Genomic DNA, 13,814 nt, shown 5'->3' with positions numbered 1-13,814 from the left:
GCCTCATGAGGCTGGCGTTGGTAAGGGTGCATGGTACCGCGCCGTTATTTAGAATGCGCCCTCTGGATAGGCACGAGGCGCGACACCACCCCGGCCGCCTTCGCCGTTGCTCGCCCAGCGGCTGCGCTCACATCGTCCAGTGATGCTGCGGTCAACTTCGCCAATGCGGCAACGTCGTCCAGTAATCCTATCAAGCCGCCAATGGCCATGGGGGCTTCCTCCGTGAATCAGCATTGCAGATAGTAAAGCACACGGTGGCTGGGGCGAGCGGTCTCTTTCGCATCCCGATTTGCACCTCTTATCCCAGCAAGTGCTCCAGCTCATGGCGTTGCTCAGCATGTTTCGAGGCGTTATCGTTTTTCAGTTTTTTTAGGTTGATGAGTTTCCAGCGTACCGCAGGCAGATTGGCCGCTTCTGGGCGGCCGATGGCATCAAAATCCGGTAGACCGTCATGCAGGCTCAGTAAGAAGCGTTTGGTATTTTCATCAAAGCGTGACTGAATATCCGCAATCAATCGCTTACGTATGCTCAACAGTTCTTCGAGGCTAACAGGAGTTCTGGTCATACCCTCAAATTCTTGTGTATAAGGCTGATCAAGATCGATGAGGTTTGGATTCAGTAGCTCATGTGAAGGGCGCGAAGAACTCGCTATATAAACCAACAAGGTGCGAAACAAAGCATCCGTTAGGCCCTCGTTATCGTAAAGTAGCTTCACATCATAAAGATCACGCGGATGTTGACGATCTAAGGCGGCATGCAGTTTTCCGCCAAACAAGTCCTCGAATGAAACGATCCTCATTTCTGCGTAGCCGAAATCATCCTCAACAGTATCGGACACTGAGCGCATTTGAGGCTCATGAACGATACCACGTGCAACGGGTGACGTTTCAATCTTAATCTCCGCACCACCAAGACGCGCCAGCAAACGCGTGGCTCCACCACCGCCGCCTTTTATACGTTGCGTTTTGGCACCAACGATGCCGCCTTCAATAGACACCGCAATGCGGTCCATTGCTTCGTTGATATCAGTAAGGCTGTCACTTCGATCTTTCATCGGTAGGTAGGTCAGATCGATATCCACCGATAACCGGGGAAAATCACGTTAAAACAGGTTTATCGCTGTGCCGCCCTTGAGCGCGAAGACCTCTTCCTTAGCAACATACGGAAGGATACGTACAAGTAGCGCAACCTGCGCCTCATAAACCTCACGTGCCATCGCTAGCCTCCTACCCCGTAAATTCTGCAGGCACCATAATACGATAGCGTGGATGAATCTTACCGCCTTTGACGAGTGCCCTATCGCCACTGCCAAGGTTGAACGCGGTGACATCAAGACGCTTGCGCCAAGGGTGGTCATGGCGATCCGCAAAGACAAAGAATAGCCGCTTTACCTTAATCTTCTTACAACTGTGTAGCAGCACGGACAGCACTTTTGGGCGTAACGTCGTCAAGCTCTCAAAGAGCATATCGAGGTGATGAAAGCTCTCGTGGTCGGGCAGCTCATCCATAGCTTCCATCACCGCTCTTTCGGGCATCGACATATTCAGCACCCACTCCCATGGCAGTGCGTCTTCATCATTGTGTCTTTGATTAGCTAGCCCTAGCGATGAATCAGAAAACAGTGACGTGTTGCGGATTTTGATGGGGGCGGTAAGTGGTAGCTTACTGAGCCAGCTAGGGATCGTATCACCGTATACCCAAACAGGCGCATGGCTGCCCAAACGTAAATAATGATCATACCCCTGCAAGGAGAGTGCCGTGGTGCCACCGATATGAATGTCATAACGCATGATGTGCTGAATGGAGAGCAGGCAGGTTTTCCAATCGATGGCTGTGCTAGGCGCAGGACGCCGAAATACGCCTCGGTTAACCCTCTCTAGCCAGCCGTTCTCGACGTACTTACGTGCCAGAAAGCGGCTAACGCCATGTCGTTCAAGCCAAGCGGTATCCGCCATAAACCCAGGTGGTATGGCTTCTAATAAACTCTTCAGTATTGATCTATTTTGTGTACTCATAGAACACAAAGTAGCATTCAACTAAAGGATTTACCACACTCGACTTTGAAAAATATAAATTGGGTGCACCTATAGACCACAAACCACCAGATTCATAAAGCAAAAGAACGGTATGCTTATTTACCTGTTTGTTTTCAATCCTGATACTCCCGCTGAGACTCATCGCCATAGTTTATGCTCATTAGCTATCAGGCAGCGTGATTTGCCCCATTAGATAAGGCGCAACGCGGCCTTTAATCATCACGCGCTCGCCTTCTACCACGCAGCTCAGCGCGCCTTGGCGAGCGCCACCCTGGCGGGCAGTCAGCGCTTGCTTACCCAAACGCGCTGCCCAGTAAGGTGCGAGCGACGTATGCGCCGAGCCGGTGACCGGGTCTTCTTCCACGCCGACCTTGGGGCCAAACCAGCGAGACACAAAATCCTCGTCGTCGCCTTTCGCGGTAACGGCCACACCTCGCCCTGGTAACTGTTTAAGCCGCTGCATATCCGGCATAAGGCGTTCGATCACACTCGCCTCCTCGACTACCACCACAATGTCATCCGAGATCAGCAGTTCCTCGATTTCGATACCGCCTAGGGCAGCGGCGACTTCCGCGTGCATGTCTAGCGGGGCGAGCGTTTTTGCGGGGAAATCCATCGTCAGCACATCGCCTTCACGGCGAACGGTCAGTACACCGCTTCTGGTTTCAAAGGCCACCGCCTCGGCCACCACGCCCAAGGCATGAAACACCACCCACGCCGCCGCTAACGTGGCATGGCCGCACAGATCCACCTCCACCGAAGGCGTAAACCAGCGCAGGTGATAGCCCGCTTCCGTGGGTACGAAAAATGCGGTTTCGGAAAGGTTATTCTCCGCTGCAATGGCCTGCAGAAGCGCATCATCCAACCACGCCTCTAGCGGGCACACGGCGGCAGGGTTGCCCTCAAAGGGTTTTGAGGCGAAAGCATCTACTTGGTAGAGGTCGATTTTCATGAGTTATCCCAACGCAAATAAAATAATCTCATCAAGATATCGTAGAAACGTGCATGCAGGTGAGGGTTAGCAAAGTCCAGCAGAAGGCAAGCTCGCTGAGCCTACCTATGAGCGCGAGTAGCCTTCTAAGCGTTGTCTCTGTTACGCTCAATCAGCCATCAACACATGATTGAAAAAGCACACACATGGGTTCCAAAAAAGCAGACCAATAAGCCGCAGCAACCCCTCGTTTCTGTTGTTGCGGCCGCCTGACCATCACTCAATCGACTCGACAGGCTGCCGTCAAATAAGCGTATTTGCACGGAGTTTCCTTGTGTCTGCTCAAAACCCTCGACAGTGGGCGTATAGCCTTCCGTTCGCGCTGGCGTTGCTGGCCCCATTCAACCTTCTCGCCTCACTCGGCATGGATATTTATCTGCCGGTAGTACCCGCCATGCCGGATATTCTGGATACCACACCCGACGTCGTTCAGCTTACATTGACGCTCTACATGATCATGCTCGGCGCTGGCCAGATCCTCTTTGGTCCGCTCTCAGACCGCATGGGTCGCCGCCCTATCCTAATAGGCGGCACCCTCATATTTGTGGCCGCATCATTCTCCCTGGCGTTCACAACGGTGGCCTGGTTATTCGTTGCACTCAGGCTGGTACAAGCCATGGGGGCAGCCGCCATGCTCGTCGCTATGTTCGCTACGGTGCGTGATGTTTACGCCAACACACCTGAAAGCGCGGTTATTTACAGCCTAATGAATGCCATGCTGGCTGTCGTACCTGCGGTGGGGCCTATTGCGGGTGCTTTGATCGCCCGTTATCTAGGCTGGAGCGCCCTATTCATCACCTTGGGTATTCTGGCTCTGCTCACACTCAGCTACGCCTTCCCGAGATGGCATGAATCACGTCAGGCATACTCCACCACTCGCATGGTGGATGTGGGGCGGGTGCTTAAAAGTACTCAGTTCTGGGTCTATACGGTTGCGTTCGGAACCGCTATGGGGGCGTTCTTCGTATTCTTCTCGACAGCCCCTAGAGTGCTCATCGAAGGCGCTGGTTTAACCGAGCTGGGGTTTAGCGTTGTCTTTGCGACGGTGGCCCTGGTTATGATCGTCACAGCGCGCTTTGCCGAACGTTTCGTAACGCGCTGGGGCATTCCAGGCTGCGCCCTGCGTGGCGTGTTGGTTCTGCTGATCAGCGCAGGCCTGCTGGGGCTGGGGGAAATGTTCTTCACACCAAGCCTTTGGTCGTTTGTCGTGCCCATGTGGCTGGCGGCGGTGGGCATTGTATTCATCACTTCTGTCACCGCCAATGGCGCGCTGCAAAACTTCAGCGACATGGCTGGCACGGCCGTGGCGCTACACTTTTGTGTGCAAAGCCTGATCGTCGGCGGCATAGGCACCGCGGTGGTGGTAGTGCTGGATGGCAGCACGGCTTGGCCGCTGATCGCCTATACCGGTGGAATGGCAGCGCTGACGCTGGTGTTGCTCACCTGCCTAGCGCGTGCTGAATCACAAACGTAAGGGCAATGCCGCTTCTGGCGGAGGCATCAAGCTCAATCGCGCATCGTTAAGCGCTGAGTTCGTCTCCGCCTGGTAGCCATCACGGCCACTACCGCGATGCAAAGGGCAACGGCAACACCCGCCCACACAAAATGGGAAAGGCCGCTTAATCGCTCAAAAAGGGGCGCAAGGGCCTGACCAAACATATAACCGAGCGTGACCCAGGCGGCCGACCAGAGCAACGCTGAAATAGCATTGAGCAGGATAAAGCGTGGCCAAGGATAATCGGTCGTGCCGATGGTCACCGCACCGGCCATGCGTAGCCCATAAAGGAAGCGCAAGGAGAACGCGAAAACATCCGGGTGGGCGTTGAACGTGGTCACTACACGCCCACCCGCTGCGCTCCCCTGAACCGAACGAACGATAGCGCTATTGCGCCCCCCATGCCCAAGCAGGAAGAACACTTGATCCGCCAGGAAAGAACCCAATGCCAGGGCGATGATCGCGGGCCAAACGCCGATCAGGTGCTGATGAGACATGATGCCGCCCAGCATCGCGATACCCTCGCCCTCCAGGCTCGCCCCCACGAATAAGCCGAAGCTGCCATAATTCGTCACCAAATGCTCAAGCGTCATTTGCGTTCATCCATAAAGTAACCCCGGAGCCGTGGGCGGCACGTAAACGCCATCTCTATCGCGATTCGGGATGATGCGGAGGGTTGAATAGGGCTTTTTAGAGGCAGGCAGCTTATTCAATCTGCGAATGGTGTTCAACAGCAACGCACGCAGGCCACACCCATCAGTGCAGCTAAACCAACAACCCGTTATTATCCTGCTAACTACTTTGCCTACTGGCATCATGCACACCATACCAACTCAATGGGCACGCTATGCATAACCTATGGATTCCCGTTGTCGCCATTTTCATCGTGGCAGGCCTGATATTCGGTGGCCAAGCCTACTCCGAGGGCCAGCGTGATGCGCACATCGCCGCGAGTATATCGGAACGCCTCGGCAGCCAGACACAGGTCGACATCTCGCATTTAAAGAGCGTCAATAAGGGCTATGGGGTTTGCGGCGACTATAACCTTGCCAACGTTGAGCATGGACACTTTTACTACAACAGCGCCACCGAGCACCTAGCGCTGGGCACCGATGCGACGCTGTATCAAGACAACTGCGATAGGGTTTCTGATTAACATATAGCAACGGGCATGTTCCATGATGTTTGATTGGCCAGCCAAGCCCACATACCCTGAGCAAATATCTCTGCTGCGTGATCAAGCAAACGTTTGGGTGCGTAGCTTTATTTATGAACAGGGTATATTTGTTTCGCCTATTCTCATTGCATTGCCTGCCTCTACTGCGCCCCTCTTAATAAGACATTAGATTATAGTTAATTTCTTAACACTTCAAAATAGTATAGAAAATAAATTCAATAAGAATTGAAAATTAAAAAAAGCAAAACTTGATGGCATTTTTTATAATAAAAACCACTCTCGAATGTTTAAAAATATAAATAAATAAAAATCGACACATAAGTAAAAACAATTCTTCTAGAGAAAGAACATAAAAATGTGATAAAATAAGGAAATTGAAATTATTTGCGCAAAAAAATGACAGAACTTGAAATAAAAATCATCTTAGCGGACAGCATATCCAATCAATATCCAGATTACATAATGGGTATAGAGTTTCCTTTTCAATTTGGTGAAAGAAGAGCTGATTTAGCTCTACTAAACGATATGGAGCTGACTTCATTCGAAATCAAAAGTGCTACCGACCGAACAACGAGGCTCGGTTATCAGCTCGCAAGTTACAGATCTTACTTTGATTATTGTTATGTTGTATGCGAAGAGTCTAATCTAAAGGAAATTAGGGCCAACACACCAAAACCAATAGGCATTTTGATTGCTTCCAAAAAAGGAATTAAACATATTAGAAAGTCTTATAAATTTAGAAGCCATGATAAGGAGAGCCTGTGCAGCACTCTTTCAGTTAGTTTCCTAAGAAGCAAGTCTTCCCTTAAGAAAATCAAATCCAAACATGAACTGTGCAAACACATCTCTTCAAAAAACCACGTTGAAACAATCAGAAACTGGTCACGGTTAGACTTTAAGGAAAGATATGAAACTGCTTCAAAACTAGTAAAACTAGAAAAAGGAAAAACTATAAATGCGGATGATATCCTCACGTTAACTAAAAAATCACCATCTAATTTATTTAGAAGAACTTCTTAGACGCAACCTTGTTTCAATAAAATAATTCATACGCACCGATATCCAAAATGCAGGACTAATTCCCGTTGGAGTGTCATTGCTTGCTAATTCTATCTCTTCATCAGCCCAAGTACTTAAAGGCGTATAATTGGCATTATCTTTTATTGTCTCTTGCGCGCATTTTACGTATCCGCCAGCATTGCGCCTATAACGCTTATATGTGAAGGCGAAGCCATCTAAACTAGCAATATCTATTCTTGGAACAAAAGTCCCCCCTCTCATTTCAATTTGCTCGGTATTAATAGAAGCATAGTCACCATACTTCACATCTACTTCTTCTATTACTTTTTGATACACACTTTCTTCAAAAATATCAAATTTTCCTTGAGAATCGTCTTCACCTGCTTTTGCAACATTTGAAGGAAAACTTGTTGATATAATCACTATATCTTCTATATAGTGCAACATATCATTTAAACCAGCACAACTGTCGATAAACTTATCTGCCACATCGTTGACATGTTCATTCCTTATATAACCTGCATCCAGTATCACATACAGCTTACATCCTTCCACCATCGAATCAACAATAGGCCTCACATAACTAAATATATCTTCACTACCTAAGTCGTAAGGCAATCTTACAGCCAAGTAGGCTTTTCTTTGAGAAGCTATCTTAACAAAAGACTTAACATCTTCTGCAACTTTACCCTCATCCTCAAAAATATGGATCATGGGGATAATATTAAGATCATGATTTAGGTCAAATATAAAATACTGCCAATCTTTAAACCCCATATAAGGTGAAAGAAGCTGCTCAATCTGAGGGTTTATATATTTATCATCTGTGCACAAATCTAAAATAAAGGGCCTTCCTTTTTGTATTTCGCCTATTTTTTTCATGCGCTTATAAATATCACCATCAGGTGTTTTCAAAGTTTTTCTTGACTTTGTAAGCTCGTATATAGGCAGTAAATCATCAAAACTTTCTTCTTTAATGTTACTGAAGCAACGCAGTTCTGCATCTCTTGTTTTAATTAAAGGAAAATATCTAAAGTCAGTCATAAATTATGTCCTTCGAAACCTAAAACTTTTGCTCTAATTCTAACAGCCATAGAAGATACTTGAAAATGGTTAGCTAAGTCTTCGACTTTAGCAGAAAAATTTGTAGTATAACTAACGAATTCCTCTTCTGGCATTAAGAGAGCAGCAGCAAATTGATTCGCCTCTATTTCCATCCAATTAGTATCCCCATTTCTAAAAAATGTTTTGTCTTCAAATTTATCACTATTTGCAGCATGGCACACTCTATGAGCTAGCTCATGTGCAATAGTGAACCTTTGTCTATGTGGATGATGTAAAGAATTAACCGTCATAATCCAAGTTCCTGTCTTCTTGTCTTTAGCCAAGCTGCCCGAAACATCATCTTCAAGAGGCTCAAACCTCATGATAACGCCCAGAGCTTGCGCTAATTCCGATATATTAACAGGATTTGTGCTTATTCCTTTTTCTTCCGCTAATTTTAGCAAATCTTTAGGGGTTGATAACTCTTCAAATTCAGGCATTTTCCTGTCCTGAACGGTTCCTTTACGAACGAAGGCCATTATTTTAAACTCCTATTGATTACTAGGCTTCCACCATCATTATCTTTAGTATCCAGCTCGGCTAGCTTTTTAGATATAATATTAAGCTGTCGCTTTAAATCTGAATTCTCACTTTTAATAATTTCACATTCTTTTTTAACTTCATTAAAATCTTCAATTTTCGCTTCTAGCATTTCAGTTGTGCTGGAATAATCATTTTGAAGCTGACGCAACTTACTTCTACTTTTCCTCAAAATAACTTTCTCTACAAAAACAATAAAGCTTTCGCTTTTAACGTAAGACTTTGCAGCATCCTCAGCCTTATCCTCTGAATTTGTTTTTATATATAGAACAGACAAAGCAGCTATAAAGCCGTTAATAGCTATTAAAAATGTTATTATCGTTTGGTACAAAGAGGCTTGAAACGACCAAGCCTCCTTCAGACTTAAAGTTTCAAAGTCAGTCTTATGTGGTAAAGCTGACTGGCAGTTCTCAACCTGGCATTCTCTATTCGCTGAAATAACTGAGATTAAGTTAAAATCACTAATTTTATCAATTAAGCTGGGTGATGATATGAAGACAAAAAAAGCTAGCAAAAAAATCAAAGTAATCAAACAAGTCAAGATACTTATCATAAAGGCAAACTTCTTAGTACAAAAACCCTTTTCTTTTGTCATAAATATCTCAAAAGCTTAGTTATAAAAATCAGAATGCAGCACTTTAAGATGATATTACGAATATGATGTAGATTTCAATTCATAAAAAAACCCGCTCTTAAGCGGGTTTTTTTGCAATCAAGAAGGATTTACTCCCACTCAATCGTAGCAGGCGGCTTACTGCTCACATCATAGGTCACTCGCGAAACCCCTTCCAACTCATTGATAATGCGGTTGGACACCTTCTCCAGCAACTCGTAGGGCAGGTGTGCCCAGCGGGCGGTCATGAAGTCGATGGTTTCGACGGCGCGTAACGCGATGACCCATTCGTAGCGGCGGCCGTCGCCTACGACACCTACCGATTTCACCGGCAGGAACACGGCGAAGGCTTGGCTGGTTTTTTCGTACCAACCGGCGGCGCGCAGTTCTTCGATGTAGATGGCGTCGGCATCGCGCAGGATGTCGGCGTACTCTTTCTTCACTTCACCCAGAATGCGCACGCCCAGGCCAGGGCCGGGGAACGGGTGGCGGTAGACCATGTCGTAGGGCAGGCCGAGTTCTAGGCCGAGTTTGCGCACTTCGTCTTTGAACAGTTCGCGCAGCGGCTCGACGAGCTTCAGCTTCATGGTTTCCGGCAGGCCACCCACGTTGTGGTGGGATTTGATCACGTGCGCTTTGCCGGTTTTCGAGGCGGCGGATTCGATCACGTCCGGGTAGATAGTGCCCTGGGCCAGGAACTCCACGCCTTCAATTTTGCTGGCTTCTTCATCGAACACGTCGATAAAGGTGTTGCCGATGATCTTGCGCTTGGCTTCCGGGTCGTTTTCGCCTTTCAGCTTATCGAGGAACAGCGCTTCGGCGTCGACGCGAATCACCTTCACGCCCATGTGCTTGGCGAAGGTTTCCATCACTTGGTCGCCTTCGTTTTTACGCAGCAGGCCGTTATCGACGAACACGCAGGTCAGTTGGTCGCCAATCGCTTTGTGCAGCAGCGCGGCCACAACAGAAGAATCGACACCGCCAGAAAGACCCAGCAGTACGTGGCGGTCGCCGACTTGCTCGCGTACGCGCTGTACTTGGTCTTCGATGATTTGCGCGGGCGTCCACAGCTTTTCGGCTTTACAGATATCCAGCACGAAGTGCTCAAGAATCCGCTGGCCTTGCAGGGTGTGGGTCACTTCCGGGTGGAACTGTACGCCGTAGAACTGCTTCTCTTCCCAGGCCATGGCCGCAATCGGGCAGCTTGGGGTAGAGGCGGTCACGGTGAAGGTGTCGGGGGCTTTAGCGACTTTATCGCCGTGGCTCATCCACACGTCCAACAGCGCGTTGCCGGTGGCGGCGTCGACGTGGTCTTTGATGTCTTTGAACAGCGCGCTTTCCGCGTCCAGGCGAATCTGGGCGTAGCCGAACTCACGCTGGTTAGAGCCTTCTACCTTGCCGCCCAGCTGCTCGGCCATGGTTTGCATGCCGTAGCAGATACCAAATACCGGCAGGCCCATTTCGAACACGCACTGCGGGGCGCGGGGGGAATCCAGCTCGGTGACGGATTCCGGGCCACCGGCCAGGATGATGCCGTTGGGGTTGTACTCGCGAATCTCTTCTTCGGTGATGTCGAAGGCGCGGATTTCAGAGAATACGCCGATTTCGCGAACCCGGCGGGCGATCAGCTGGGTGTACTGGGAGCCGAAGTCGAGAATCAGGATCTTATGGGCGTGAATGTCACTCATGGCGGAGCCTCTATAACGCGGAACGGGCCGCATTGGCTAAAAAGCAAGCGGCGGGGCAATGCCCGCCGCCGTGTAACTTAATGCGCTGGTTAGCTCACCCGGTAGTTGGGGGCTTCTTTGGTGATCTGCACGTCGTGAACGTGGGACTCATTAAAGCCAGCGCCGGTGATTTGTACGAATTCCGGCTTGGTGCGCATTTCTTGAATATCGCGGCAGCCGGTGTAACCCATGGAGGCGCGCAGGCCGCCCATCAGCTGGTGGACGATAGCGCCCATCATGCCTTTATAAGGCACGCGACCTTCGATGCCTTCCGGTACCAGTTTTTCGGCACCGGCATCTTTGTCTTGGAAGTAGCGGTCGGCGCTGCCTTGGTTCTGGGACATCGCGCCCATGGAGCCCATGCCGCGGTAGGCTTTGTAGGTACGGCCTTGGTAAAGCTCGACTTCACCCGGCGCTTCTTCGGTACCGGCCAGCAGGCCACCTACCATCACCGCACTGGCGCCAGCGGCAATGGCTTTGGCCAGGTCGCCAGAGAAGCGCACGCCGCCATCGGCAATCAGCGGAATGTCGAATTCTTTCAGCGCTTCGGCCACGTTGGAAACGGCGGTGATTTGCGGTACGCCCACGCCTGCCACAATGCGGGTGGTGCAGATGGAGCCGGGGCCGATGCCTACTTTCACGGCGTCTGCGCCTGCTTCCGCCAGGGCTTTAGCAGCGGCGGCGGTGGCGATGTTGCCGCCGATCACTTGAATCTGCGGGAAATGCTCTTTGATCCAGCGAACACGATCGATCACGCCTTGAGAGTGGCCGTGGGCGGTATCGACGATGATCACGTCAACGCCTGCTTCGGCCAGTGCCGCGACACGGTCCGGGGTTTCCGGACCGGTACCGACGGCGGCACCTACCAATAGGCGGCCATCGCTGTCTTTGGCGGCCATCGGGTAAGTGCGGGCTTTTTCGATGTCTTGGAAAGTCACTAGGCCGCGCAGGTGGAAGGCGTCATCGACAATCAGCATTTTCTCGATGCGGTGTTCGCGCATCTTGGCTTTACTGACTTCGAGTTCGGTGCCTTCCGGTACGGTGACCAGACGCTCACGGGGGGTCATGATATCGGCCACGCTGTCACCGTGGTTCGGCTGGAAGCGCATGTCACGCTCGGTGACGATGCCGACCAAGGTTTCGCCTTCCACCACCGGGAAGCCGGAGAAGCCGTATTCGCGGGCCATGGCCAGCAGGTCTTCCAGCTTGGCTTTGGGGCTCACGGTGACCGGGTCTTTGACGATGACGCTTTCGTGCTTCTTCACCTTACGCACTTCAGCAGCCTGTTGCGCCATGGTCATGTTCTTATGGATGATGCCAATGCCGCCTTCCTGCGCCATGGCAATGGCGAGACGCGCTTCGGTCACGGTGTCCATTGCAGCGGAAAGCAGGGGAATGTTCAGGAAGAGATTGCGGGTCAGGCGGGTTTTTAGGCTGACATCCTTGGGCAGAACGTCGGAGAAGCCAGGAACGAGAAGTACGTCATCGAACGTAAGCGCTTCTTGGGCCATACGTAGCATAGCGGCAACACCCATTGAGAAGTGGGAAGATGGGGCGTGGAAAGTTAATCGCCCATTATAACGTTTTGAGGGCCGCTCCAGCAACGCGGAGAGGCGGTTAGGCTTATACCAATTGCTAATGACGGTCAGCGTCAGCCGGGAATATGCGGTGAAGGGAAGCCTTATGAGCCGCGTTTGAGGTATCGTGACATCTACGAGAGAACCACCAAGGCCAACGATGGAACCAACGAGCACACCACCCACCCCCCAAGCGCTCTCCGTGAGCCAACTCAACCAGCGCGCCAAGCAAACCCTGGAGCGCGACGTGGGGGACGTGTGGGTAGAGGGCGAGCTTTCCAACGTCTCGCGTCCGGCCTCGGGGCATATCTACTTCACCCTGAAAGACGACCGGGCGCAGATTCGCTGCGCGCTGTTCCGTCAGCGGGCACGCTTCGTGGCCGCGCCCATGCGCGATGGCGACCAGGTGAAGCTACGCGGACGTGTCTCGCTGTTCGAGCCACGGGGCGACTACCAGCTCATTGCCGAGGCGGTCCAGGCCGCTGGCCTCGGCGAGCTGCTGGCGGCCTTCGAGCGTTTGAAAGCGCAGTTGGAAGGCGAAGGCGTGTTCGCCAATGCGCGCCCCCTGCCCTTGCCACCGCGCAAGATTTTGATTTTAAGCTCTGCTACCGGCGCGGCCATTCGCGATGTGCTGGCGGTGCTGGCCGCCCGTTGGCCGCTGGCGGACGTGACGCTGATTCCCGTGCCGGTTCAGGGGGCCGATGCCGCCCCGGCGATGATCTCGGCGCTAGGCCTGCTCAACCGACAGGCGCGGCTAGACCCTGAACAAGATGTGGTGCTGATCACCCGTGGCGGCGGCAGCCTGGAAGATCTCTGGGCGTTCAATAACGAGCATCTGGCGCGGGCGATTTTTCACTCCCGGCTGCCGGTGATGTCGGCGGTGGGCCATGAGGTGGATGTCACCCTGGCGGATTATGCCGCCGATAGGCGCGCGCCCACGCCTTCCGCTGCCGCCGAGCGTCTCGTACCCGACCAACACGCCTTGAAGCGCCAGCTCATCCAGGCAGAGCAGCGCTTACAGCGCGCCATGCAGGCCCGGTTAGAGCGAGATAGCCAGCGGCTAGACACCCTACGCGCCCGCCTTCGTCACCCCGGCGAACAGCTCGCCCGCCAGCGCCAGTACCTCACTGCGCTGCAGCAGCGGTTACACCGCGCCATACAACACACCCTCGCCCAGCAAAAGGCGCAAACGGCCCAACTTACTCGCCGCCTTGCCAGCCAAGATATGAAAAGGCTGCACCGCGCCGACAGCGAACGGGTAAGCAGCCTACAGCGCCGCTTGGCCAATGCGATGCAGCGCCTGCTGGAGACGCGTCAAGCACGCCTACATAGCGCCGCCCGAGAACTCAACGCCGTCAGTCCGCTGGCCGTACTCGGGCGCGGCTATGCCATCGCTCAAGATGCCCAAGGCCAAGTCGTCCGTCGCGCCGACGACACCCAGCCCGGCCAGCGCCTCACGCTGCGCCTGGGCGAAGGACGCCTCAGCGTCGACGTAAAACGGCGCTACAAAAAGTAGCGCCGTGAACCAGGGACG

The 13,814-nt window shown here is 51.8% G+C and carries 13 protein-coding genes and 1 pseudogene; 4 read left to right on the top strand and 10 right to left on the bottom strand.

Annotated elements, in window-relative coordinates; genetic code table 11:
- Positions 1 to 44 precede the first annotated feature (44 nt).
- The 4 genes and pseudogenes from FRH_RS09815 to FRH_RS09800 all read right to left on the bottom strand — a co-directional run bounded on the left by FRH_RS09815 (position 45) and on the right by FRH_RS09800 (position 2,988).
- A complete protein-coding gene (locus FRH_RS09815) occupies positions 45 to 209 on the bottom strand; it encodes a DUF808 family protein (protein WP_139525184.1) in 165 nt (54 codons plus the stop codon).
- A gap of 89 nt (positions 210 to 298) precedes the next feature.
- Positions 299 to 1,084 (bottom strand): annotated as a pseudogene (locus FRH_RS09810) (nucleotidyl transferase AbiEii/AbiGii toxin family protein); the annotation flags it as partial.
- 142 nt (positions 1,085 to 1,226) lie between these two features.
- Entirely contained in the window at positions 1,227 to 2,015 is a 789-nt protein-coding gene (locus tag FRH_RS09805) for a type IV toxin-antitoxin system AbiEi family antitoxin (protein ID WP_281996792.1), read from the bottom strand.
- Positions 2,016 to 2,196: 181 nt separating this feature from the next.
- On the bottom strand, positions 2,197 to 2,988 hold the full coding sequence (locus tag FRH_RS09800; RefSeq protein WP_281996791.1) for a PhzF family phenazine biosynthesis protein: 792 nt from the start codon (positions 2,986 to 2,988) through the stop codon (positions 2,197 to 2,199).
- Between the two features lie 313 nt (positions 2,989 to 3,301).
- Here FRH_RS09800 and cml point away from each other — a divergent pair, with 313 nt between their 5' ends.
- Positions 3,302 to 4,501, top strand: coding sequence for a CmlA/FloR family chloramphenicol efflux MFS transporter (cml, locus tag FRH_RS09795; protein WP_281996790.1), 1,200 nt, complete (start codon positions 3,302 to 3,304; stop codon positions 4,499 to 4,501).
- 32 nt (positions 4,502 to 4,533) lie between these two features.
- Here the strand turns inward: cml and FRH_RS09790 are convergent, their stop codons facing one another.
- A complete protein-coding gene (locus FRH_RS09790; RefSeq protein WP_281996789.1) occupies positions 4,534 to 5,115 on the bottom strand; it encodes a DedA family protein in 582 nt (193 codons plus the stop codon).
- A 254-nt stretch (positions 5,116 to 5,369) separates the two neighbouring features.
- Between FRH_RS09790 and FRH_RS09785 the strand changes: the two genes are divergently transcribed.
- Positions 5,370 to 5,678, top strand: coding sequence for a hypothetical protein (locus FRH_RS09785; RefSeq protein ID WP_281996788.1), 309 nt, complete (start codon positions 5,370 to 5,372; stop codon positions 5,676 to 5,678).
- A 417-nt stretch (positions 5,679 to 6,095) separates the two neighbouring features.
- Entirely contained in the window at positions 6,096 to 6,719 is a 624-nt protein-coding gene (locus FRH_RS09780; RefSeq protein WP_281996787.1) for a sce7726 family protein, read from the top strand.
- Here the strand turns inward: FRH_RS09780 and FRH_RS09775 are convergent.
- From FRH_RS09775 to guaB, 5 genes are all read right to left on the bottom strand, one after another.
- On the bottom strand, positions 6,699 to 7,763 hold the full coding sequence (locus tag FRH_RS09775) for a hypothetical protein (protein ID WP_281996786.1): 1,065 nt from the start codon (positions 7,761 to 7,763) through the stop codon (positions 6,699 to 6,701). The genes FRH_RS09780 and FRH_RS09775 overlap by 21 nt on opposite strands.
- A complete protein-coding gene (locus FRH_RS09770; RefSeq protein WP_281996785.1) occupies positions 7,760 to 8,302 on the bottom strand; it encodes an ImmA/IrrE family metallo-endopeptidase in 543 nt (180 codons plus the stop codon). Before FRH_RS09770 ends, FRH_RS09775 begins: the two co-directional genes overlap by 4 nt.
- Positions 8,302 to 8,958 (bottom strand): hypothetical protein, encoded by a 657-nt coding sequence (locus FRH_RS09765; RefSeq protein ID WP_281996784.1) that lies wholly within the window; start codon positions 8,956 to 8,958, stop codon positions 8,302 to 8,304. Before FRH_RS09765 ends, FRH_RS09770 begins: the two co-directional genes overlap by 1 nt.
- A gap of 128 nt (positions 8,959 to 9,086) precedes the next feature.
- Positions 9,087 to 10,664 carry a glutamine-hydrolyzing GMP synthase gene (gene guaA, locus FRH_RS09760; protein ID WP_139525175.1) on the bottom strand — a complete coding sequence of 526 codons (1,578 nt, stop codon included), beginning with the start codon at positions 10,662 to 10,664 and terminating at the stop codon, positions 9,087 to 9,089.
- 89 nt (positions 10,665 to 10,753) lie between these two features.
- Positions 10,754 to 12,223: an IMP dehydrogenase gene (gene guaB / locus FRH_RS09755; RefSeq protein ID WP_159341276.1), complete on the bottom strand. Its 1,470-nt coding sequence runs from the start codon at positions 12,221 to 12,223 to the stop codon at positions 10,754 to 10,756.
- Positions 12,224 to 12,440: 217 nt separating this feature from the next.
- On the opposite strand from guaB, the gene xseA reads away from it, so the two are divergent.
- Positions 12,441 to 13,796 (top strand): exodeoxyribonuclease VII large subunit, encoded by a 1,356-nt coding sequence (gene xseA / locus FRH_RS09750; protein ID WP_281996783.1) that lies wholly within the window; start codon positions 12,441 to 12,443, stop codon positions 13,794 to 13,796.
- Positions 13,797 to 13,814: the final 18 nt, after the last annotated feature.

It is taken from the genome of Halomonas sp. A020 (assembly GCF_027943625.1).
GTDB lineage: Bacteria > Pseudomonadota > Gammaproteobacteria > Pseudomonadales > Halomonadaceae > Vreelandella > Vreelandella piezotolerans.
The sequence above is the reverse complement of the archived record's forward strand: the minus strand, read 5'-3'. Positions and strand labels throughout refer to the sequence as shown.